Raw genomic sequence first — 22,510 nt, 5'->3', positions numbered from 1 at the left:
TAAATATTAAAAACCGGATGCTATCTTAGCATTATGAAACAGATCATAATTGGCTTGGCACTATTTACTGTCCTACTCCTTGGCTGCAATAACCCTCAGAATAATGCCACCGTCAATAAACACCTAACCTATTTTACGCTCAACATGCCGAAAAAAGTGATCGCGCGCCAGGTAGCGCCACAATACGATTTCGCGGCCTTTGATTTTGATGCTGAAAAAGTGAACACCGATAAAGACTACCTGATTATTTACGTAAACAGGGAAAAAAGGAAAGTTAAAAAGTCAGCGGTTAAGTTTGTTTTCGAACCCTGGAAATAGAGCTAGATATCCTGAAAGTAGTAAGACTGTGAACTAGGTCAACAAAGAGCTGTTTGATGGGCATTAATGTAGAAGCCAAACAAATTAGATATTTTTGTTTCATGAAAAATCTAAATAGATTATTATTTACTGCCCTTATGCTGGCAATGTCATCTTGCGGGATCAACAACAATGCTACACAAAACAGTCCCGACACATCGGATTCTTCGGCTACTGTAGCTGTAGACAGTGCAGCTGAAAATAAGCTATTTGCGAAGATGTCAATAAAAGATACAGTTAGGGCTGGCGAATTAATAGCAATGAAATTCACAGTGTACAACAATGCCGATACCACACAACATTTTTGCAAATGGCACACGCCCTTTGAACCATTCATCAGCAAATATCTGGATGTAAAATCCACCTCAGGTGAAGAGGTGAGCTACAAAGGTGCTATGGCGAAACGGGTGATGCCACCACCGGCCAGCAGTTATATTGCTGTTGATGCTAAAGACAGTGTTTCTGTTACCATTGATCTTTCAAAGGGATACGACATCAGCAAACCCAACAGGTACACCATTACTTACGTGGGCCAAAATATGAGCGGACTTATGGTCAAAGACAGTATTTCTTTTGTTTACGCTAAATAGAATGTTTATTAACAACGGCAAATGACCAAAAGAATCTATTTAATAAGTGGCCTGGGTGCCGACAGGCGTGCTTTCAGGAAGCTGACTTTCCCGCAGGATTTTGACTTGGTTTACCTGGATTGGATCTCTCCCCAAAAAAATGAGTCATTGGAGGATTATGCAGCGAGGCTGGCGCTCAACATAGATACCTCTACCCCATTTTATTTGATCGGATTATCCTTTGGAGGGATGCTGGCTACCGAAATAGCCAAAAAGCTGAAATCTGTACACACTTTTCTGATCTCCAGTTCACCTGTTTATAAACAATTGCCCTGGTATTACCGCATGCCGGGCAGGTTAAGTTCACAAAAACTGATACCAATCCGATTATTAAAAAAGAGCAATGGAATTGTAATGAAGATGTTAGGTGCCAAAACCCATGACGAACGCATGTTACTGAAACAACTTGTGGTTGATAGTGACCCCGCCTTTATGAAATGGGCATTAACCTGTATTTTAACCTGGAGAAATAAAGATCGCCCGGCTAATCTTACGCATATACATGGTACTGCAGATCTCATCTTACCAGTCAAGTATTATAAACCAGATGTTATCATATCCGATGGTGGACATTTCATGGTGTACACCAATGCAGAAGAGATAAGTAACTATATTGTCCAAAAGATAAATAACGCTGATTAAATGAAAATTCCAATCGTACACGGATATATAGACAGGCTATAACCCGGTTTCTGGGCCGGCCCATAAATATTGTCAATTAAGAAATTCGATTTGATAATTATACCTGCACTGATGTCCACAGCCAGGCTGCCAGATGGTATAAACCATAACATAACAAAGCCAGTACTAGGACAAGCACAACTATTATAATGATTACGACGTTTTTGCCACTCCCCTGGTGTTTGCCCTCCAGGTAATGCGCTTTCATTAATCCAATATTCCGCGAATTGGCTTTAAAAAAGAAGTCGAATAGCTGACCAATGATCGGTATGGCACCTATAGTTGCATCGAGTAAAATATTTAGCGACATTAATACGACAAGCTTATTACTCGCTCCCTTTTTTGCCATGGCAATAAGCAATCCAGCTGAAACCACCAAGCCTGCCATATCACCGGCAACAGGAATTAAATTGAGGATAGGATCCAGCCCAAAACGAAATTTTGTACCCGGAAACCTGAATTGCTCATCCATTAAATAAGAAATCCTGCTGAGTAAAGGGAACTTGTTATTATTGTCGTTATTCATTTTACCGGTTTTTAACGACAACATCCATTACCAGGTATTGTTTTGCTTCAATCGAATCGTATGCTTTCACCTAAAGATTTTTCAGAATTATATTATATTTAGCTCAATTTGTTAATCCACTCGAAACCAACGCTCGATGATAAAACTCAACCTCTTACAAATCGGCATATTGTCGATATTAATATTTGATATTATAGGCTCACTTTCTTCGCGATGGATTGGCTTTAACTATCAATACCTTACTCCCCTATCGTTTCTTATATATTGCACAATTAGCTTCCTTGCCACAATTGGCTGGCTGGTATCCATTCTTTTGGAAGCGAATACCGGTGACATTAACATTCAGCCCTATTCAGTTAACTTTTTTGTAATGATGGTTTTTTCAATGATTATAATTGCCAGTATAATGGGGCTCATTGGCGGCGGCATTGCGCTATTGACAAAGAAGAAACCTGTGAATATCCAGGATCAGAATACCTCGATGTATGATTAAATTTTATTAACCAGTTTCAATGTTTTAAGATCATAGATCAATATCTGATTTCTATCCATGGTGTCTTTTTTACCATTCCTATTCGAATCGTAATGACCAGTAATCACCATTCTGCCAGTTTGTTTATTGACTAGCCAGGTTCTTACAAAAAAGCCATCCTCTGTTAGCTGTTTACGCTCCTGTCCATCAACAGATAGCACAAAAATCTGCGCAGGATCATTCCAGTCTATACCTTGTTTTCCATCCAAATCAACAGTTTGAGCGCATACAATGATGCGGTGGATACCAAGGCTATCCAGTTTAATTTGATCAATTTTCTCAATATCTGCATCCTTTGGAAAATCGACCTGTACAGTTTTGCCATCTGCAGTATTGATGAATAAAAGGTATTTGCTGTTAGCAGTCGCCATTTTCCCCACATTTTCCATAGTTGCGATAACATAATTACTCCCCGCTATTTCAGTAAGCTTATTAAAATGAACAAGGTTGTACTTATCCTGCGCGCTCGACGTAAGAGCTGATAAGAGCAAAAAGGAAAATAATAATCTCATATTTAAATGTTTTGATGAAGATATTAAAAAAATCAGCATACCACACAACATCTTAGTTCTGGACCTTGTTGCTGCCTTAAGGAATGACTTTCTCTGCCTTTAATGTATCGAACATTTGATAAAACATCAGTTCCGTATCAATAAATTCATGAAAGCCGAACCGGCGGGCTTTTGTCCCATCACCGAAAAAGTCATAATCCCAGCTAAAAACTGCATCACCAAATGCCCAGGAGGAAACATCCTGATAATCAACCGCCTTCAGCTGATATTTAACTTGCATCTTCTTCCACAGCTCCTCTTTGTCAGACATGACACTTTGCAGGGACATCTGCAAGGGCGCACCTACTTCCAGGTGGAAGTATTTCGCTAATTTTGGCCAGAGATCGTTCCAGCGAAATAAGTCGCCGTTGGTAATATTGAAAGCCTGGTTTGCACATTGCTGCTGCGTAGCTGCCCAGACAGTGGCTTTCGCCAACAAACCGGCATCCGTCATTTCCATGAGTTTATCGTAAGCACCTGGTTTACCCGGGAAACGTAGCGGCAGGCCCAGTTCGGCAGACATCGCAGCATAAATTCCAATAACAAGTATCAGGTTCATGGGGTTGCCTAATGCAGTGCCCGCAACAACCGATGGGCGTAAGGCAGACCATGTCCAGGATTTACCCTGTTGACGCTCCTCCAGAAATTGCTGCTGATCGATGTTGAATTCCGGTGGCATATGACGGTCATCGGTCTCTTTTGCAGGCGTTTTAAATGGTCCGAGATGGGCACCATACACCTTGTAACCCTGCATCAAACTGATATGCTGAAGATTTTTGGCTACTGGCTCAATGGCATTTACCACATTGACCAGCATGCTTACATTAGGTTTTACCAGTTCTGCCCAGGTCGGTCTGTCCTGAAACGCGGCATAGAAAATATGTGTTACCTCAGTAAGATGAACAAGTTTTTCCTTGCATTGGACAGGATCGAGAAGGTCTACAGAAATATATTTTAAATTTCCAAGATCGGCACCACCGCGTCTGGATAATCCAACGATGTTCCAGTCGCCAAGTTCTTTAAGGTATTGAATCAGGTTAGTGGCGATTACGCCATTCGCTCCAACTACTAAAGCTGTTTTCTTCATCATCATTTTTTACTTTATTTAAGATCTATATCCAACAAATATCACCATTGGATGACGATGGATTTATGTATAATTTTGATATAATTTAGTACATTTCTGTTATGAAGCGATTCAAACAATTCCAGGCATTGGTCATTTCGGACATAGAAACGGATGCATGGCCTTATCCGGTACACCGGCATAACCATTACGAGCTGATTTATGTATATAAAGGTTCCGGTACCCACCAGATCAATGGCAATAATATTCCATTTGGCCAGGGAGACTTTTTCCTGCTCGGACCTGACGAAGATCATTATTTTAAAATCGACTCACCCGCGCGACTGATATTAATGAAGTTTACGGACTCTTACATTCATCAGGTAAATGCCGGTACTTCATATGGCCTGCAGCAACTCGAATACCTGATCAAAAGCAAAGAAACACATCTTAATGGTTTTCATTTAACCGATGCAGACCAACATAGTGCTGCCGCGGTTGTGGAAGTTATCCTTTCGCTTGGAAAGGATTTTTTTTCCAATGAGCGGACCATCTGGCTGCAGATGCTGACCCTGGCAGTACTTTTACAACGAAACATGCCTGAAATGAAAATTGCTGCTGAAAGGACAAGGGATATGCAAGCCTTATTCTGTTATATTCATAAGCATGTTTATCAGCCTGCCAATTTAAGGTCCGCAGCAATGGCCGGAACATTCAATACCACTCCCGATTATATCGGTTCCTATTTTAAGCGGAATACGGGAATAACTTTAAGGACATATATCAATCAGTACCGAAAAGAACTGATCAGGCGGAGGTTAGAAAGCAGAAATTACACACTAAAAGAGATCGCCGCAGAATTTGGTTTAACTGACGAAAGTCATGTAAAAAAGGTGCTGCAGAAAAATTAAAAACTGGATGTTATCTTAGCATGAGGAAACAGCTAACACTTGTTCCATAAAAATCAGGAAAAATAAATATTTAACAATCAAATTCAATTTCGTAGGCTTTCGCGAAAATAGCCATATGTTGCTTTATGGACGCTTCATCATCAATCCAGTCCAGCTGAATCGTCAGTGGCACTTTAGCGTTTTTGAAATTTAGCACCAGATAAGTAAAAGAACCTTCACCATCATCCTGAACATTTATCGCATAGCTCTGCAAGGTATCCCAAGGGTAACAACGTTGTTTGTACTTAATTCCTTCAGTACTAAGCTCCAATACCACAGTATCACTATAGCCGTTCCAGAAACAATAAACAGATAAGAGTAGGCCTGCCAAAAGGATGGCCCAGCCCACTGTTGTGCCTTCACTTCTATAAACAAAATAAAACATAACCGCCAATACAAAGCATGTAACTCCTGCAACGGTATAGGCTGCTTTATGTTTTTTAAATTGCACTGTGGTTAATTGACGGGTATCTCTGGTCATCATATCATACAATAAACACTCATCCAAATTAGTGATTATTTTTATATTCGTAACAGAAACCAAATTAAGTAAGCACACTAGTGCCCAATGATACTGTAATTGACACTGTAAATGAAACTGTAAATATTAAACATTTGAATAATGCAGCTCAATGCCTAATGTCTCGATCTGAACTCCTAAAGTTCTATTATTACTACTTTGTCTGGCACCCACGAGAAAAAAGTAATTGCGGTTATCAAGTTGATAATAACTTTGTACAATTGGTCCACCGGTCGCAGATCCTTTTGATTTAATAGCAGCCGCCATAACATCAGCATTGTTTGCTGGACCATATTGTAACCTATCCGGAAGGATATTACAGTTACCAGGATAACGGCCTGCTTACCTATATGGACAATTAGGTTTTGCATCATCCTGGATTTACCTTCCTACTGATCAACGATCAAACTTTAAAACCGCAAGTACAGGAAAATGATCTGAGGGATAAACATCACCTTCATAATCTTCAATCACCTTATATGCGGTAGAGGACTTGATGTTTCGGACAAAAATATGGTCAATCTCTGTACCTTTTGTCCTGGAGTTCACCCTTAAACCAGAGCCTGAAAAAGACGGTCCAGATGCTGGACTGGAACAGATCTTTTTGCTATCCACCAGTGTCATTTCCTTATGGGGGTCAATCAGCAGGTTATAGGAAGTATCCCGTAGGGCATCAGAATTGAAGTCGCCTGTTACGATCACCTCGATGCTTTCTCCGGCAATTTCCCTGATCTTTGACTTCAGCATCATCACCTGCTTTTGCCGCATATCGTCTTTCAACGAAAAATGGGTATTAAATACATAGAAAGTTTTGCCTTTGCTGCCCAGCTCCTTAAACTTGCCCCACACACAATTCCTGAAGTGCTTATCTGCTCCGGCAAATATACCCGGTACCTCCGCCTGGTCGGCATACCAGAAAACACCTTTTTCCAATACCTTCAGCCGCTTTTGATCATACATAATCGGGTTCAGGCTCTGGCGCTTCCCCGGACTGTCCAGATCTGATTTGCCATCGTCTGTACCCCAGCCAAAATAGGCATATTTAACTTCCGAGCTGATATACTCCATCTGGCCGATGAAGCCTTCCTGGATGCCCACGATGTCCGGGTGATGTCTTTTTATCAAGTTCACCATACCCTGCTTGCGAAAGGTCCATTGTGTTGGCCCTTTGGTCACCTTGTCCCACAAAATATTGAACGTCATTACATTGATGCTTTTACTGGCTTTACTGGCCGGTGTTCCGGTTTTCAGTGCCTTTTCCTCTTCAGGAGGTTTTACAGCTTCCACTGTTCTTTGCACAGGAGTGGTCTCCATTGCGGCACTGTTGTATATAAGGCCTGTAGCAAGCAGGGCCAATAGCATAAATTTCATCAGCATATCATTCTTCTATTTGTGTCATTGCTTAAAAATATAAAAATATATCCAAACGAATAGTCCAGCCGGATTTCTTCCCTCATTTAAACCCGCGATACACTTATTGAAAATGGCATTTCAATCATTTGGACAAAATGATGTTGGGATAGGTATTAATATTGTCATCTATTACCCTGGTAATAACATGAATCAACCTATAAAAAACAACATTATGAAAAAGTTCAGATTTATATTGACCACATTGCCCCTGATCATCATTTTAAATGCCTGCAAAAAAGATAAGTCGGGCCCTGAATACCTGGCAAATGCGAAAATTAATCAAATTATTACTTCCACCACCAACTCGTCCCCCGCTACTCAAACCATTTCTTATGATGGCCAGAACAGAAATGCGGAATGGAAATTTGAAGGACTGACCGTCTCCCGGGAATATCCCGATCCAAATAAAATCAGGATTACAAATTTCCTCTATCAATATATTCTAAACAACGATGGCCTGGCCGTTGAAGCAACGTCTCAATCCTTAGGATCAAATTACAAGCGCAAGTTTACTTATGATGATCAGAAGAGAATCACTAAAATAACCATTGAAGAACAATATGTGAACAGCAAAACTGGTTCGCCCAATACCAATTATAAATTGTCTGACACCTACGATTTCACCTGGAACAACGAATCAAACATCACATCTATGCGGCGAACTTATACAGGTGATGCCAATACCGGTGGCATTGGTTACTGGGTTTATAACTTTGAAGGTTATTCAGCCACCTATCTGAATACACTAAAAGCCGTAAATATCGGTATGGATATATTTGGTCCGCAAGGCTACCCCGCCATGATAGAAGGAGGAGGAAATGGAGGAATGTTGTATGGACCATTTTTTGCAGGGACGCAATTGCCTGCTAAAGTAACCATCCAGGCTTTTGCAAAAAACAATGACGCAGTAGGTGCACCCAGAAGTACCGACTATACCTACGAAAAAAATGCACAAAACCGGATCTCATTGATGGCCTTTGATGGAGTTACGTATAGATTTAATTATAGATGACGCTAAGAAAATTGTATGGCCTTAAGCTATCCCCTGCTCTACTTTGGTAATTTGCCTGCCTATTTCCTGTACCGTATCATGATCCAATAATATATCCTCATGCCCGGAATTCTCGTCATACTCATACACAGGAAATCCTCCGGGTTCCAGCTCATCTGCTGTAATAGCCTCCCAGTTTTCGCCCCCGCTACCCATAAAAATTTCGCCGAGCAATGCGCCATGAAATACGATTTTATAACTTCCCGCTTCCTGGGGATGAATGTTGAGATCAATTTGTTCCCCACCGGCCCTGATGATAATGTTAAATGGATCCATAACAATTGTTTTAGTTAAACTTTAAGCTGATTTTTTACAGGCCTATCAAATACTGCCATCATTTAAACATACTTCCAATAGAATAGTTTCAAACTTATTATACCAAAATTATGTTCAATACCAGACATAAGGACTTATATGCCAGAGGGACCATCTATAGTAATTTTAAAAGAACTCGTCCAGGCGCTTGCTTTGGAAGGACACCGGGTTATAGCCGTTAGCGGAAATACCAAGATCGATAAAGAAAGAATGCTGCATCAGCCGTTAATCGCATTTAAAAGTTGGGGAAAACATTTTTTGATCTGCTTCGAAGAGTTTACCCTTCGTATACATTTCATGATGTTCGGGAGCTACAGGATCAACGACCGTAAAGAGTCGGCCGTCAGACTGGGTTTATCTTTTGAAAATGCGGAACTTAACTTTTATACCTGCTCCTTAAAATATATAGAGGGCGATATAAATGCAAGCTATGACTGGCATGCCGACGTCATGGCTGAACAATGGGATCCTAAAAAAGCCCTAAAAAAAATCAAAACCAAGCCGGCAGAACTGATCTGTGACATCTTACTGGACCAGCAAATTTTTTCGGGTGTAGGTAATATCATAAAAAACGAAGTGTTATACCGGGTGGGCATTCATCCGCTTAGCGTAGTAGAGAAAATTCCAGTAGCTAAACTTAAACTACTGATCACAGCAGCCAGACAATACAGTTTCGATTTCCTAAAATGGAAAAAAGCTTATGTACTGAAAAAACACTGGCTGGTAAATACCAGGAAAATTTGCGCTGCAGGACATCCCTTAGAAAAAGCATACCTGGGAAAGACCAAAAGGAGAACATTTTTTTGTCCTATATGCCAAAAGCGATATCCTCCCATATGACGAATTGCATACTAAGCGCCAGGAGGACTACTGCTATATTTATCCTGGTCATACCTGGGAAATGCTGAATTACTCCTATAAGCAAAACAAAAGGAACCCGCAAATGGTTGTAGACTCATTAACCTTAAAAAACAACATCATGGGAAATCTACTTTACACCATTGCAGTCATTCTGGTCATCATCTGGGCCATCAGCTTCTTCGGCGGTTTTTATACCGGCGGTATCATCCACATCCTGATCGTTATCGCCATCATAGCTATCGTTCTGGGTGTCATCAGACGAGCAGCCTAGTGTGCAAAGACCAGGTCTTTAAGTTAAGGCCTGGTCTTGAATATCTACTGCTGTGTATAGACCTGGATTCTATTTGATAAAGTCATTGATTTTATAAATTTGCCAAATGCGAATGAATTGAATATAATCTTATGGTCGAAAACGCTTTATTAAAAAACATTTCCAAACATGTAAATCTAACCCAGGAAGAGATTATAACTTTTGAGCGTTTTTGGAAGAAGAAAACGTTGGAAAAGGGCGATTATCTCTTGCATAACGGCGATATTTGCCGTTATGATAGTTATATCGTATCGGGAGCACTAAAAGCGTTCTATATCAATGCTAATAATGGCAATGAGGAAATTTTATTTTTTGCTGTTGACGATTGGTGGGCTTCTGATTTAGATAGTTTTTCGAAACAAAAACCATCTATTTACAATATACAGGCCATAGAAAAAACAACAGTTTTACAAATCAACTATCATTCTTTTCAAAAACTATTAACTGACCTTCCTTGTTTGGAAAGGTATTTCCGGATAATATTAGAAAGTTATTTAGGCGCACTGCAAAAGAGGATTATCTACAACAATGTGTACGATGCCGAAAGCAGATACTATGACTTTTTAGAAACGTATCCAAATATAGCCACTAAAGTCCCCCAATATTTAATAGCATCCTATCTGGGGGTGTCGGCAGAATTTATTAGCCGTATTCGAAAAAAAAACAAGCCATCTTGACCTACATCAATTTTTCTTAGGTCAACAAACAAGAATTTTGCTTCATATAATTAGTAGCAATAAGAAAAAATGGAAATTTCACAGATTAAAATTACGCCGGATGCTTACGAACCTTTCCGGCTGGCACAAGGTCATCGTGTAGGCGATTTATTATTTATTTCGGGACAGACAGCTATTGGCGATGATGGAAACCTGATAGGGATAGGCGACTTTGATGCCCAGGCACAAAAGGCTTTTGAAAATTTAGATAAGGTATTAAGAGCCGGAGGCTCCAGTCTAAAAAACGTGGTCAAGGTCACTATCATGCTCCGCGATATGGCGAACTTTGCGAAGATTGTTAAATGGAGAGGCAAATATTTTACCGTCCCTTATCCCGCAGATACCATTTTTGAAGTATCCTCACTGTTCTCTCCAGATGCACTTATCGAAATTGAAGCCATTGCAGTAGCAGATGAGGCCGCTGATTGGAAAATATAACCATCCTGTGCGTATAATAAAAAAGCCCGTTCATTAATATGAACAGGCTTTTTTAAAAATTAACTATGTATCTAAATTACAATTTAGTAGTATCAGTTACTGCAGTATCTACGATAGTTGTATCTACAACTGTAGTATCCACTATCGTGGTATCTGTAAGTGTAGTATCTGCTGAATCTGCTTTTTGCTCGGAATTACAAGCTGCAACTCCTAAAGATAATGCCAGGGCTAAAAAGCCAAATTTAAATGCGTTCTTCATAATAATTTTATTTTTGTTATAAATTGAGTACATGTATTAATACTGAAAATTGCAGAAGGTAACCCAATTAAAGGCAATGTCAATAAAAAAGCAGGTATTCCATGGAACACCTGCTTTTTTGATATTTTTGGTATTAACCTTTAATCTATGAGCTCTGAATCAACCAGCACAATCTTAACCCGGGCAGCGCTGGGTGGGGATATAACCTGTCCGTCTATCCCATCCACATATATCACTACATAATTGGGCTCAGAACTAAACTGGTAAGATAAGCCCTGGTACACATTTGGTAATCCATCAAATATGCTCTTATTCGCATCAAATGCCATAGAAACAATTACACCTCCAGATTGATTAAAATCGTCGTTGTTTTCAGGAACATTAACCTCCGTAAAATAACTTCTTCCACCATCCGATGTTTTCCATGCGCTGGTCGGAATATCATATGAAATGGTTCTTGGAAGAATATTATTTACAATAGTATCCTTCTTGCACGATACCAGGCCCAGCGTGGCGGTGCATAACAGTAAGAGTATAAGCTTTTTCATGTGTTTGTGTGTTTTATTACCTATAGCAAATTTATTGCCACAATCCTGCAGCCTGGTTCCAAACACCATCGTGTAATCAAAATGTTATCGCAGGCTAAACCTAAAAAAGCACTTAAACCAAATACTCAAACAAGGTCTGGTCATTGTTCAGTTCAATAATTTCGAACTTAAAAGCTTTCATTCTTTGCACCAGGGCGTCATAATCAGCTTTATCGGCCAGCTCAATGCCTACCAGTGCCGGCCCGTTTTCCCTGTTCGTTTTTTTGATGAACTCAAAGCGGGTGATGTCATCATGAGGCCCGAGCACATTGTTCACAAATAATTTCAGTGCTCCTGGTCTTTGCGGAAAACGGACAATGAAATAATGTTTCAGTCCTTCATACAATAAAGATTTCTCTTTGATCTCCTGCATGCGCTCGATGTCATTGTTGCCACCACTGATCACACAGACCACTTTTTTGCCTTTTATCTTATCCTTATAAGCATCAAGAACGGCAACAGATAAGGCCCCTGCCGGTTCAACAACAATCGCGTCTTCGTTGTATAGCTTTAAGATCGTAGTACAAACTTTACCCTCGGCAACCAGCAATACCTCGTCCAGCACTTTGGTACAGATCTCATAAGTTAACTTCCCAACACATTTTACAGCAGCACCATCAACAAAACGGTTGATTTCCGGTAAAGTAACAGGGCCGCCATGTTCAAAAGCTTTTAACATCGAAGGGGCACCTTCAGGTTCCACACCTGCCAGCAAAATATCCGGCTTCTGTTGCTTTAAATAATAGCCTGCACCAGCAGAGAGCCCGCCACCACCAACGGGCATAATCACCACTTCAACGCCAGGCAGATCCGCTAATATCTCTACGCCAACCGTTCCCTGGCCTTCAATGATGCTATAATTATCGAAAGGAGGGATAAAGGTCATGTTGTGCTCCCGGGTATAGGCTAAAGCTTCCTTTAAGCAATCGTCAAAAGTATCCCCAACCAGAACCAGCTCGACACTGCCATTACCAAACATCTCTGTTTGTTTCACCTTTTGCCTTGGCGTGATCTCAGGCATAAAGATCACCCCTTTGGTACCCAGTTTGTCGCAGGAGAAGGCAACACCCTGTGCATGGTTGCCCGCACTGGCGCAAACAATTCCCCTGCTCAGTTCATCGGGTGTTAACTGACTGATCATATTATAAGCACCACGCAATTTGTACGAACGCACCACCTGCAAGTCTTCACGTTTCAGGTAAATTTCGCAACCGTAGGCTTCAGATAATTTGGAGTTATAAATGAGGGGTGTATGTTTTATAACAGGAGCCAGGCGTTGCGACGCGGCTTTAGAATCTAAGTTAAGATGGAAGTCAGTCATTTAATGAAAAATAAGAACCGTCACCCGAAGAACAGATGACGGTTAGTTTGTAACCCCAATGGGGATACAAAGATTTTATATATTTTTTGCCAGCCAGTCGCCAACCTCACTTGTTTTGTAAGCTTTATTTGTTCCGGACAGATCTTCGGTAACAACACCTTCTGCCAAAGATTTGTTCACTACTGCCCTGATCAGTTCTGCTTCTTCTTTTAAGCCGAAAGCATCTTCAAACATCATTGCAGCAGACAATACAGTAGCCAAAGGATTGGCAATATCTTTACCTGCAGCCTGAGGATAAGAACCATGGATAGGCTCAAACAAAGAAGTATAGATACCGATAGAAGCCGAAGGCATTAAACCCATTGAACCAGAAATCACAGAAGCCTCATCGGTTAAGATATCTCCAAACAGGTTTTCGGTGATCATTACATCATAAGAATTAGGCCATTGTACCAAACGCATCGCAACTGCATCCACAAATTCGTAGCTTACCGTAACTTCAGGATAGTCTTTTTCCATATCCTGTACCGTTTCTCTCCACAAACGTGAAGTTTCCAATACGTTTGCTTTATCCACGCAACATAATTTTTTGCTGCGGGTCATGGCCATTTCAAAGCCCAGTTTAGCCAAACGCTGAATCTCTGCCCTGGTATAGGTACAGGTATCAAAAGCCGTATTGCCATCATCTTTCCGGCCTCTTTCGCCAAAATAAATACCACCGGTTAATTCGCGCAGAATGATCAGGTCTGTACCTTCAATACGCTCTCTTTTTAGCGGTGAATTGTCAATCAGGGAAGGGAAAGTAAAAGTAGGGCGTACGTTGGCAAATAAACCCAGTTTCTGACGCATTTTAAGCAAACCCTGCTCCGGGCGAACGGTAGCTTTAGGGTCATTGTCAAAGCGTGGGTGTCCGATAGCTCCAAACAGTACAGCATCAGCGGCCATGCAGATCTCATGGGTAGCATCCGGATAAGGTTCGCCAACAGCATCAATTGCAGCAGCTCCTGTAATCCCGGAAGTCCATACAATTTCGTGGTTAAATTTCTTTGCTACAGCATTTGATACTTTAACAGCCTGGTCTATTACCTCTGGTCCGATTCCATCTCCTGCTAAAAGAGCAATATTAAGTTTCATATATCTTTTTGTGTTTTTAAATAATGTTTTATGTTGTTGAATTCTCCTGTTTAATTAAATGATGTTCAGCATTTTCTGCGTGGCTTTAATGGCACAAACCGTCTGGTCAGAATCCAGGCCCCTGGTGATGAATATCTTTGCCTCTGTTTCCCAGGTAATGATGGTTTCGCAGAGGGCATCCGAATTACTGCCCGGCGCAATCCGTACCGCATAGTCGATCAGCTTTGGCAAGGTCCTCTTTTTCTTGTTGTACACAATGGTCAGCGCATTCATAAAAGCATCAAACTGTCCGTCACCTTGCGCATTTTCTTCAAATTTTTCCCCTTCAATCACCACAGAAATGGTTGCAGAAGGGCGCAGGCCCATCGCATTTGTCAATACATAAGATTGCACCGCAACCTTTTCTTCATACAAACTGCTGTCCAGTACATCCGAAATGATGTAAGGCAGATCTTCCTTGGTTACTGTTTCTTTCTTGTCGCCCAGTTCAATCACACGCTGGGTAACCTTTTTCAGGTCCGCATCGTTTAATTTTAAACCCAGTTCCTGCAGGTTCTTTTCGATGTTTGCTTTGCCTGATGTTTTTCCCAGTGCATACTGGCGTTTTCTGCCAAACCGTTCCGGCAGCAGATCGTTGAAATACAAATTGTTTTTATTGTCCCCGTCTGCATGAATGCCCGCTGTCTGGGTAAATACATTATCACCCACAATCGGTTTGTTGGAAGGAATTCTAACACCCGAAAAGGTCTCCACCAGTTTACTTACTTTATAAATGGAAGACTCTTTGATTTTTATCTCTACTTCAGGCGCAAAATCCTTAATTACCGCAACAGCGCTGGCCATTGCTGCATTTCCGGCCCTTTCACCCATGCCGTTTACGGTTAAGTGCAAGCCGGCAATCCCTGCTTTTACCGCCTCCAGTACGTTGGCAGTACCCAGGTCATAATCGTTATGGGCATGGAAATCAAAATGGATAGCCGGATACCTGGTCAAAAGTGCGGTAATAAATTTTGCCGTTTCTCCCGGCGTTAAAATCCCCAGGGTATCTGGTAACAGAATCCTTTTGATGTTCTGTCCAGACAAGAAGTCTAAATACTGATAAACGTACTCCGGAGAGTTGCGCATCCCGTTACTCCAGTCTTCCAGGTATACATTCGTGGCAATGTCATGCTTTGCAGCCAGGTCAATCACCTGTTTGATTTCAGAAAAATGCTGTTCAGGCGTTTTTTTAAGCTGATGCGTCAAATGGTTCAGGGAACCTTTGGTCAGCAGGTTTTGTACTTTAACACCGGCATTTAACATCCAGTCGATAGATACCCCATTGTCTACGAAAGACAATACTTCTATACGATCTGCATATCCGTTTGTTTCCGCCCAGTTTAAAATGGACTTCACCGCCTGGAATTCTCCATCAGATACACGTGCAGAGGCAATCTCAACCCGGTCTACCTGGAGTTCTTCCAATAACAACTGGGTAATGGTCAACTTTTCTGAAATGGAAAAAGACACCCCCGATGTTTGTTCTCCATCGCGGAGTGTAGTATCCATAATCTCTATTTTCCTTCTTTCCATGTAACTGATCCTGCTGGTTAAAGTGGAAGATGTAAGGCAAATTCCTCTATTTCCGGCTTGATGCTCTGCAGGTAATCGATGTCATCAAAACCATTGATCATGTTGTCTTTTTTGTAAGGGCTGATCTCGAAAGTCTCTTTTTCACCGGTCGCCAATAGGGTAATGGTTTGTTCCGGTAAGTTTACTTCCAGTTCTGTATCCGGGTTGGCAAAAATTGCTGTAAAAATCTTTTCAGCAAACTCAGGGCTAACCTGAACAGGTAACACACCAATGTTCAGACAGTTGTTTCTGAAAATATCGGCAAAGAAGCTGGATACAACACATCTGAATCCATAATCATATACAGCCCATGCTGCATGCTCTCTGGATGAGCCAGAACCGAAGTTTTTACCGCCAACCAGTATTTTGCCCTTATAAACAGGGTTGTTCAATACGAAATCTGCCTTTGGGGTATTGTCGCCATTGTATCTCCAGTCGCGGAAAAGGTTATCACCAAATCCTACACGTTCTGTTGCTTTTAAAAAGCGTGCAGGGATCAATTGGTCGGTATCTACATTTTCAATAGGAAGCGGAACAGCAGTGCTTCTTAATACATTAAATTTATCGTAAGCCATTTTAATCTTTTTTTGTGTTAAACAAGTTCTTCAACGTTCTCAATCAGGGTTCTCGGGTCTGTAACCACACCGGTAACGGCAGCAGCAGCAGCAACCAGCGGGCTGGCCAGCATGGTTCTTGAACCAGGGCCCTGTCTGCCTTCAAAGTTCCTGTTTGAAGTACTCACTGCGTATTTTCCCGCAGGGATCTTGTCATCATTCATCGCTAAACAAGCAGAGCAACCAGGCTGGCGCAAAGTAAAACCAGCTTCAGTTAAAATGTCCAGTAAGCCTTCTTCTTTAATCTGGGCCTCCACAATATGAGAACCAGGAACCAGCCATACGGTAACATCATCAGCTTTATGTTTGCCTTTAACGATCGATGTAAACGCCCTGAAATCTTCAATACGGCCATTGGTACAGCTACCTACAAATACAAAATCAACTTTTTTACCAATCATATGGTCACCTTCAGAGAAGCCCATATAATTCAATGATTTCGCATAAGTTTCAGCACCACCTTCTGCATGGGCAGCATCAGGAATGTCCTGAGAAATCCCCATACCCATTCCAGGGTTGGTACCGTAAGTGATCATTGGCTCAATGGAAGCACCATCGAAGGTTAATTCTTTATCAAATACCGCGTCAGCATCCGTTTTTAAGGTTTTGTAATAAGCCAAGGCTTTATCCCATGCTTCACCTTTAGGGCTAAACTCACGGCCTTTCACATAATTGATCGTGGTTTCGTCAGGGGCGATCATACCGCCACGCGCACCCATTTCAATACTTAGATTACAAACCGTCATACGGCCTTCCATGGTCATCTGCTCAAAAACATCACCGGCATACTCTACAAAATATCCTGTAGCACCAGAAGTAGACAGTTTCGAGATGATGAACAGCGCCACATCCTTAGGCGTAACACCTAATCCAAGTTTGCCATTTACGTTAATGCGCATTTTTTTAGGCTTTGGTTGCATGATACACTGCGTAGAAAGCACCATCTCTACTTCAGAGGTACCAATACCAAAAGCAATTGCACCGAAAGCACCATGCGTAGAGGTATGCGAATCGCCGCACACAATCGTAGCACCTGGTTGTGTAATGCCATATTCAGGCCCTACAACATGTACAATGCCATTTTTCTGATGGCCCAATCCCCAGTGGCTGATGCCGTATTCATTGGAGTTTGACTCCAGTGCTTTTAACTGGTTGGCAGAAAGCGGATCTGCAACCGGTAAATGCTGGTTAATGGTTGGTGTATTGTGGTCAGCCGTAGCAAAAGTACGCTCCGGATACAACACTTTTATTCCCCTGCTTTTTAAACCTAAAAAGGCAACGGGGCTGGTCACTTCGTGAATAAGATGGCGATCAATAAAAAGCACATCGGGGCCACCTTCAATCTTACGTACTACGTGAGTGTCCCACACCTTATCAAATAATGTCTTGCTCATTTTTTTATATTTTATTATCTTCTTAATACAAAATTAATTATGCCAATTGGCTTTTACCCATCATCGATAAAAGATCCTGGTCGTTAATGTCTAACTTACTATCCGCTACGGTAAGGAAGCGGTGATAAGCTTCACCCAGTTCCTCCTTGCTTAAATTAAAGCCCAAACGCTCCAAATGGAATTTCAGGGCATGTCTGCCGCTGCGGGCGGTCAATACAATGCTCGCATCAGGGAAACCCACATCTTCCGGACGGATGATCTCGTAATTCTCGCGGTTCTTTAAGAAACCATCCTGATGAATGCCCGAGCTGTGTGCAAAAGCATTGCTGCCTACTATCGCCTTATTCGGTTGTACCGGCATGCGCATCTGTGAACTTACCATACGGCTCAGTTCATAAAAGTTTTTGGTGTTGATGTGGGTATGCAATCCCAATACCTGGTGTGTTTTCAGGATCATGACGACTTCTTCAATAGAAGTATTGCCTGCACGCTCACCTATGCCATTGATCGTCCCTTCAATCTGGCGGGCACCATTTTGCAGACCGGCTATCGAATTTGCCGTAGCTAAACCCAAATCATTGTGGCAATGCACAGAGATAATGGCCTGGTCAATATTTTTAACGTTTTCTTTCAAAAATTTGATCTTACTTCCATACTGGTCCGGCAGGCAATAGCCATTCGTATCTGGTATGTTCACCACTGTAGCACCTGCAGCAATTACAGCTTCTACCATTTGTGCCAGAAAATGAATATCCGCACGCCCGGCATCTTCCGCATAAAACTCAATATCTTCTACAAATTGTTTGGCATACTTAACCGCTTCAACAGCCCTTCCCAGGATATCCTCACGGGTGCTGTTAAATTTGTGTTTAATGTGCATGTCCGATGAACCGATACCAGTATGGATACGCGGGCGTTTGGCATATTTCAAAGCCGCAACTGCTGAGTCAATATCACCTTTATTGGCACGCGTAAGTGCACAGATAATGGGTTCAGATACTGCTTTGGAAAGCTCTACAACACTTTGAAAATCGCCTGGACTCGAAATCGGAAACCCTGCTTCAATAATATCCACACCAAGCGCTTCCAGCTCCTTCGCAATTTCTATTTTTTCCGGGGTTGTCAATTGGCATCCCGGTACTTGTTCACCATCACGTAACGTGGTGTCAAACACATAAACTCTATTCGGATCGTGTAACATAATCGTAAGTGTTTTCTAATATGGTTTCTACGGATTTTACTGCACCGTTTTCTAATAAAATTCTCTTTTCCAGACAGTCAGGCAGCTGCGATTCAAAATGGCCAACATAAATTAAAGTTGTCCCGTTTCCGCACAGTTCATCTACCATCCTGTTAAAATGTTTGGTCTGCTGCTGGTCTAAGCCCTGGCAGGGCTCATCCAATATCAGCAGTTCCGGGTTTTTGATGATGGTTCTGCCCAGCAGTGCAAGCCTTTGTTTACCCAGGGGCAGTTCATTCATCAGGGTATTTTTATATTCCTCCAGGCCAAAATAACGGATCAGTTCATCTGCCTGGGCTTTTTTACTATAGCCGGGATCACAAAACAAACCCGAACTGTCATAAAATCCGGAAACAATACTTTGCCATACCGTGGCCGATGGATCGAAATACCAGTGCAGTTCAGGGGATATCAGGCCAATGCGCTCCTTGATCTCCCAGATACTTTCCCCGGTTCCTCTTTTGTTCCCAAACAAATGAAAATTATTGGCATAGGCCTGGGGATGATCTCCGCAGATCAGACTCAGCAAGGTCGACTTACCAGAACCATTAGGTCCTTGTAACAACCACTTTTCTCCGGACTTAACCGTCCAGTTGATGTTTTTTAATACCTGCTTATCACCGTAGCTGATATTTACACCAAGCATTTTGATGATCTCCGAAGCAGGGGCCGCATCCACATACTGGTGCAAAAATTCAGGAACCGGCAGTTCTTCTGTTTCGAACGTATTCCAGCTGCGTTCGGCAGCCGAAATTTCGGTCAGCTGTCCATTTCTGATCTCCGCAAGACGATCTATACAAGCCGGCAATTCCGTTTCATTGCTGATCAGGATCAGCTGTGTTCCGGTTTCCGTAATTTCTTCCAGTAAGCTGTTCAGGTTTTGGCGTGAAGCCGCATCCAGGCCATTGTAGGGGAGGTCAAGGATCAGCAACTGTGGCCTTAACCACAAGGCTTTGACCAGTTGCAATTTTTTATGCTCGCCGCTGGATAGCTGGATCAGCGTGGCAGGTTTCAGTGCCGCAAAACCCAGGGCGTTTAAAATGGGATCAGCATCAGCCAGTTTTAGCCCATGCTGTTTCCCGAAACTTTCCAGTTCAGCCTTCACTGTAGCGGTAGTTTCTACCGACTGTTTGTTGTAACGCTGCTGGTAGTAAAAGTTAGACTGGCCTTCCAGGTCTTTAAACTGGTACCAGTTGGCCACATAATAAACCATTGCCGGTAAACTGCTTTCAGGATTAAAAAGGATTTCAATATTCCCGTAGCTATGCGTTAAGCCGGCAATGGCTTTTGCTAATGATGTTTTTCCAGTCCCGCTCGCTCCGCAAAGCAACCAATTTTCATGGCGTCTGATGGTCCAGCACAAATCCTTTAATACCGCCTGGTGCCGGTATTTTAAATTGAGTTTGCTGATATGGACGACGACGGGCTGTGACATTGTATTAAGCGGTTTTTATAGTTTTCATGGCAGTCATTGCTTTTCTCAACTCTGCACCTATGATTTCAACTTCATGCGTGCGTAAAGCCTCATTTACAGCGATCAATGCCCTGTTGTCTACACCAGCATCTTTACCTTCATTAAAGTTTTTGCCCACAAGGTCAGTATCTACTTTCTTCATGAAATCAGCCAATAATGGTTTACAAGCCTGATCAAACAAATAACAGCCATACTCTGCAGTATCAGAGATCACGCGGTTCATTTCAAATAATTTTTTACGGGCAATGGTATTGGCGATCAATGGCGTTTCATGTAACGACTCATAATAAGCAGACTCTGGTTTGATACCAGCCTGAACCATCGTTTCAAAAGCAAGCTCCACACCAGCCCTTACAAAAGCAACCATTAAAGTATAGTTGTCAAAATACTCCTGCTCTGCAATTTTCACATCACCGGCAGGTGTTTTTTCAAAAGCAGTTTCGCCGGTTTCTGCACGCCATGCCAATAAGTTTTTATCACCATTGGCCCAGTCTTCCATCATGATGCGGCTAAATTCACCACTCATGATGTCATCCTGATGTTTCTGGAACAAAGGACGCATGATGTTTTTCAATTCTTCAGAAATCTCAAAAGCTTTAATTTTAGCCGGGTTGCTTAACCTGTCCAGCATGCCGCTTACACCACCATGTTTCAAGGCTTCAGTAATTACCTCCACCCCATATTGAACCAGTTTGGAAGCATAACCTGCATCAATTCCTTTTTCAATCATTTTATCAAAAGAAAGGATAGAACCAGTTTGCAATAAACCGCAAAGAATGGTTTGCTCGCCCATTAAGTCAGATTTTACTTCTGCAACAAAAGAAGACCTCAATACACCAGCCCTGTGACCACCAGTTCCAACGCAATAAGCTTTTGCCTGCGCCAGACCTTTTCCTTCCGGATCATTTTCAGGGTGCACTGCAATTAAGGTAGGTACACCAAAACCTCTTACATATTCTGCTCTTACTTCACTTCCAGGACATTTAGGCGCCACCATGATCACCGTAATGTCTTTACGGATCTGCATGCCTTCTTCTACAATATTAAAGCCGTGCGAGTACAACAAAGTAGCACCTTGTTTCATCAAAGGCATTACTGCATTCACTACCGAAGTGTGCTGTTTATCCGGAGTAAGGTTAATCACTACATCAGCAGTTGGGATCAATTCTTCATAAGTACCTACAGTAAAGTTGTTCTCTGTAGCATTTTTCCAGGAATCTCTCTTGCCTTCAATAGCCTCCTTACGCAATGCGTAAGAAACATCTAAACCACTATCTCTTAAGTTTAAACCCTGGTTTAAACCTTGGGCACCACAGCCTACAATTACCAGTTTTTTTCCTTTAAGTACATTTACACCGTCCAGAAACTCGGCACTGTCCATAAAATCGCAAACGCCCAGCTGGTTTAATTGTTCTCTAAGAGGTAATGTGTTAAAATAATTTGACATCTTTTTTATTGTTTTAGAATTAAGGTTCTTTTAATTTTTATTTGTTGTTATTTATGATTCTTTTAATTGCCGAGGCGTAGCCGTAATGGAAAGCATCGTGTGAGGAAAAGAACTGTACCGCATCGGCTGTAGTTTTCAACTCCACACCGTAATGTGTTTTAAAAGCATTATAGCTGGTAAATAGATGCTGTTTCAGGTCTTCTTCCAGCTTTATTATACTGCTTCGCATCAGTTCTTTCATGGTGTCAATCTGCGCCTGCCCAATAAACCCCGAAGGTTTTGTACCCTTTCTGTAAGCATTGATAAACTCCATATCCATTATCGGATCCACATTGGCACTCAGGTAACACAGTACCTGCTCGCTGGCAATGATGTGCCCGAAATTCCAGATGATGTTGTTGTTAAAGCCTGCAGGTATCGCATTCAATTCCTCCAGAGTTGAGCTTTCGATCAACCTGATGAAATTTTCGCGCGTTTGCCTGATTACAGTTAAAAGGTATTCCATTTTGCGGA

Annotated in this window: 27 protein-coding genes; 10 read left to right on the top strand and 17 right to left on the bottom strand. The window is 41.8% G+C overall.

All coding sequences use genetic code 11. The annotated features are described in order from the left end of the window. The first annotated feature begins 33 nt into the window (after nucleotides 1-33). The 3 genes from R2Q85_RS12570 (at nucleotide 34) to R2Q85_RS12560 (ending at nucleotide 1,628) form a co-directional block, all read left to right on the top strand. Complete coding sequence (locus R2Q85_RS12570) at nucleotides 34-318, top strand: hypothetical protein (RefSeq protein ID WP_316812137.1); 285 nt, start codon at nucleotides 34-36, stop codon at nucleotides 316-318. A 101-nt stretch (nucleotides 319-419) separates the two neighbouring features. Then, nucleotides 420-947: a protease gene (locus R2Q85_RS12565; protein WP_316812136.1), complete on the top strand. Its 528-nt coding sequence runs from the start codon at nucleotides 420-422 to the stop codon at nucleotides 945-947. Between the two features lie 21 nt (nucleotides 948-968). Continuing rightward, nucleotides 969-1,628: an alpha/beta hydrolase gene (locus tag R2Q85_RS12560; RefSeq protein ID WP_316812135.1), complete on the top strand. Its 660-nt coding sequence runs from the start codon at nucleotides 969-971 to the stop codon at nucleotides 1,626-1,628. Between the two features lie 97 nt (nucleotides 1,629-1,725). Here R2Q85_RS12560 and R2Q85_RS12555 read toward each other — a convergent pair whose 3' ends face one another. Then, nucleotides 1,726-2,193: a DUF4112 domain-containing protein gene (locus tag R2Q85_RS12555; protein ID WP_316812134.1), complete on the bottom strand. Its 468-nt coding sequence runs from the start codon at nucleotides 2,191-2,193 to the stop codon at nucleotides 1,726-1,728. Nucleotides 2,194-2,329: 136 nt separating this feature from the next. On the opposite strand from R2Q85_RS12555, the gene R2Q85_RS12550 reads away from it, so the two are divergent. Next, on the top strand, nucleotides 2,330-2,686 hold the full coding sequence (locus R2Q85_RS12550) for a hypothetical protein (RefSeq protein ID WP_316812133.1): 357 nt from the start codon (nucleotides 2,330-2,332) through the stop codon (nucleotides 2,684-2,686). On the opposite strand, the gene R2Q85_RS12545 is transcribed toward R2Q85_RS12550, so the two are convergent. Both R2Q85_RS12545 and R2Q85_RS12540 read right to left on the bottom strand, forming a co-directional pair. Continuing rightward, on the bottom strand, nucleotides 2,683-3,237 hold the full coding sequence (locus tag R2Q85_RS12545) for a hypothetical protein (RefSeq protein ID WP_316812132.1): 555 nt from the start codon (nucleotides 3,235-3,237) through the stop codon (nucleotides 2,683-2,685). The genes R2Q85_RS12550 and R2Q85_RS12545 overlap by 4 nt on opposite strands. A gap of 76 nt (nucleotides 3,238-3,313) precedes the next feature. Beyond that, a complete protein-coding gene (locus R2Q85_RS12540) occupies nucleotides 3,314-4,369 on the bottom strand; it encodes an SDR family oxidoreductase (RefSeq protein ID WP_316812131.1) in 1,056 nt (351 codons plus the stop codon). 95 nt (nucleotides 4,370-4,464) lie between these two features. Here R2Q85_RS12540 and R2Q85_RS12535 point away from each other — a divergent pair, with 95 nt between their 5' ends. Then, the gene (locus R2Q85_RS12535) at nucleotides 4,465-5,253 is read left to right on the top strand and encodes an AraC family transcriptional regulator (RefSeq protein ID WP_316812130.1); all 789 of its coding nucleotides are present in this window, start codon (nucleotides 4,465-4,467) and stop codon (nucleotides 5,251-5,253) included. 70 nt (nucleotides 5,254-5,323) lie between these two features. Here R2Q85_RS12535 and R2Q85_RS12530 read toward each other — a convergent pair whose 3' ends face one another. Both R2Q85_RS12530 and R2Q85_RS12525 read right to left on the bottom strand, forming a co-directional pair. Next, nucleotides 5,324-5,776 carry a hypothetical protein gene (locus tag R2Q85_RS12530; protein WP_316812129.1) on the bottom strand — a complete coding sequence of 151 codons (453 nt, stop codon included), beginning with the start codon at nucleotides 5,774-5,776 and terminating at the stop codon, nucleotides 5,324-5,326. A 432-nt stretch (nucleotides 5,777-6,208) separates the two neighbouring features. Next, a complete protein-coding gene (locus R2Q85_RS12525) occupies nucleotides 6,209-7,189 on the bottom strand; it encodes an endonuclease/exonuclease/phosphatase family protein (protein WP_316812128.1) in 981 nt (326 codons plus the stop codon). A gap of 208 nt (nucleotides 7,190-7,397) precedes the next feature. Between R2Q85_RS12525 and R2Q85_RS12520 the strand changes: the two genes are divergently transcribed. After that, the gene (locus R2Q85_RS12520; RefSeq protein ID WP_316812127.1) at nucleotides 7,398-8,237 is read left to right on the top strand and encodes a hypothetical protein; all 840 of its coding nucleotides are present in this window, start codon (nucleotides 7,398-7,400) and stop codon (nucleotides 8,235-8,237) included. 21 nt (nucleotides 8,238-8,258) lie between these two features. Here the strand turns inward: R2Q85_RS12520 and R2Q85_RS12515 are convergent, their stop codons facing one another. Further along, entirely contained in the window at nucleotides 8,259-8,552 is a 294-nt protein-coding gene (locus R2Q85_RS12515; protein ID WP_316812126.1) for a hypothetical protein, read from the bottom strand. A gap of 138 nt (nucleotides 8,553-8,690) precedes the next feature. Between R2Q85_RS12515 and R2Q85_RS12510 the strand changes: the two genes are divergently transcribed. From R2Q85_RS12510 to R2Q85_RS12495, 4 genes are all read left to right on the top strand, one after another. Then, nucleotides 8,691-9,431, top strand: coding sequence for a DNA-formamidopyrimidine glycosylase family protein (locus tag R2Q85_RS12510; protein ID WP_316812125.1), 741 nt, complete (start codon nucleotides 8,691-8,693; stop codon nucleotides 9,429-9,431). A gap of 139 nt (nucleotides 9,432-9,570) precedes the next feature. After that, on the top strand, nucleotides 9,571-9,723 hold the full coding sequence (locus R2Q85_RS12505) for a lmo0937 family membrane protein (protein WP_152541993.1): 153 nt from the start codon (nucleotides 9,571-9,573) through the stop codon (nucleotides 9,721-9,723). Nucleotides 9,724-9,854: 131 nt separating this feature from the next. Next, on the top strand, nucleotides 9,855-10,439 hold the full coding sequence (locus R2Q85_RS12500; protein ID WP_316812124.1) for a Crp/Fnr family transcriptional regulator: 585 nt from the start codon (nucleotides 9,855-9,857) through the stop codon (nucleotides 10,437-10,439). A gap of 69 nt (nucleotides 10,440-10,508) precedes the next feature. Continuing rightward, a complete protein-coding gene (locus R2Q85_RS12495; RefSeq protein WP_316812123.1) occupies nucleotides 10,509-10,916 on the top strand; it encodes a RidA family protein in 408 nt (135 codons plus the stop codon). 76 nt (nucleotides 10,917-10,992) lie between these two features. Here R2Q85_RS12495 and R2Q85_RS12490 read toward each other — a convergent pair whose 3' ends face one another. The 11 genes from R2Q85_RS12490 to R2Q85_RS12440 form a co-directional block, all read right to left on the bottom strand. Then, nucleotides 10,993-11,175, bottom strand: coding sequence for a hypothetical protein (locus R2Q85_RS12490; RefSeq protein WP_316812122.1), 183 nt, complete (start codon nucleotides 11,173-11,175; stop codon nucleotides 10,993-10,995). A 140-nt stretch (nucleotides 11,176-11,315) separates the two neighbouring features. Then, nucleotides 11,316-11,723 carry a hypothetical protein gene (locus R2Q85_RS12485; protein WP_316812121.1) on the bottom strand — a complete coding sequence of 136 codons (408 nt, stop codon included), beginning with the start codon at nucleotides 11,721-11,723 and terminating at the stop codon, nucleotides 11,316-11,318. Between the two features lie 112 nt (nucleotides 11,724-11,835). Further along, nucleotides 11,836-13,083 (bottom strand): threonine ammonia-lyase IlvA, encoded by a 1,248-nt coding sequence (gene ilvA, locus R2Q85_RS12480; protein WP_316812120.1) that lies wholly within the window; start codon nucleotides 13,081-13,083, stop codon nucleotides 11,836-11,838. Nucleotides 13,084-13,158: 75 nt separating this feature from the next. Further along, nucleotides 13,159-14,217, bottom strand: a complete 1,059-nt coding sequence (gene leuB, locus R2Q85_RS12475; protein ID WP_316812119.1) for a 3-isopropylmalate dehydrogenase — start codon at nucleotides 14,215-14,217, stop codon at nucleotides 13,159-13,161. Nucleotides 14,218-14,271: 54 nt separating this feature from the next. After that, entirely contained in the window at nucleotides 14,272-15,789 is a 1,518-nt protein-coding gene (locus R2Q85_RS12470; protein WP_316812118.1) for an alpha-isopropylmalate synthase regulatory domain-containing protein, read from the bottom strand. A gap of 17 nt (nucleotides 15,790-15,806) precedes the next feature. Continuing rightward, entirely contained in the window at nucleotides 15,807-16,403 is a 597-nt protein-coding gene (gene leuD, locus R2Q85_RS12465; RefSeq protein WP_316812117.1) for a 3-isopropylmalate dehydratase small subunit, read from the bottom strand. A gap of 17 nt (nucleotides 16,404-16,420) precedes the next feature. Then, nucleotides 16,421-17,836, bottom strand: coding sequence for a 3-isopropylmalate dehydratase large subunit (gene leuC, locus R2Q85_RS12460; protein ID WP_316812116.1), 1,416 nt, complete (start codon nucleotides 17,834-17,836; stop codon nucleotides 16,421-16,423). A 37-nt stretch (nucleotides 17,837-17,873) separates the two neighbouring features. After that, on the bottom strand, nucleotides 17,874-19,037 hold the full coding sequence (locus R2Q85_RS12455) for a 2-isopropylmalate synthase (protein ID WP_316812115.1): 1,164 nt from the start codon (nucleotides 19,035-19,037) through the stop codon (nucleotides 17,874-17,876). Next, the gene (locus R2Q85_RS12450) at nucleotides 19,018-20,511 is read right to left on the bottom strand and encodes an ATP-binding cassette domain-containing protein (RefSeq protein ID WP_316812114.1); all 1,494 of its coding nucleotides are present in this window, start codon (nucleotides 20,509-20,511) and stop codon (nucleotides 19,018-19,020) included. The genes R2Q85_RS12455 and R2Q85_RS12450 overlap by 20 nt, the downstream gene beginning before the upstream one ends. A 4-nt stretch (nucleotides 20,512-20,515) precedes the next feature. Then, nucleotides 20,516-21,997 carry a ketol-acid reductoisomerase gene (ilvC, locus tag R2Q85_RS12445; protein ID WP_316812113.1) on the bottom strand — a complete coding sequence of 494 codons (1,482 nt, stop codon included), beginning with the start codon at nucleotides 21,995-21,997 and terminating at the stop codon, nucleotides 20,516-20,518. A gap of 37 nt (nucleotides 21,998-22,034) precedes the next feature. After that, nucleotides 22,035-22,502: a DinB family protein gene (locus R2Q85_RS12440; RefSeq protein WP_316812112.1), complete on the bottom strand. Its 468-nt coding sequence runs from the start codon at nucleotides 22,500-22,502 to the stop codon at nucleotides 22,035-22,037. Nucleotides 22,503-22,510 lie beyond the last annotated feature (8 nt).

Source organism: Pedobacter heparinus, from assembly GCF_032678725.1.
GTDB classification, from domain to species: domain Bacteria; phylum Bacteroidota; class Bacteroidia; order Sphingobacteriales; family Sphingobacteriaceae; genus Pedobacter; species Pedobacter heparinus_A.
Note: the sequence above shows the minus strand (reverse complement) of the source record. Positions and strands in the feature narration are given on the sequence as shown.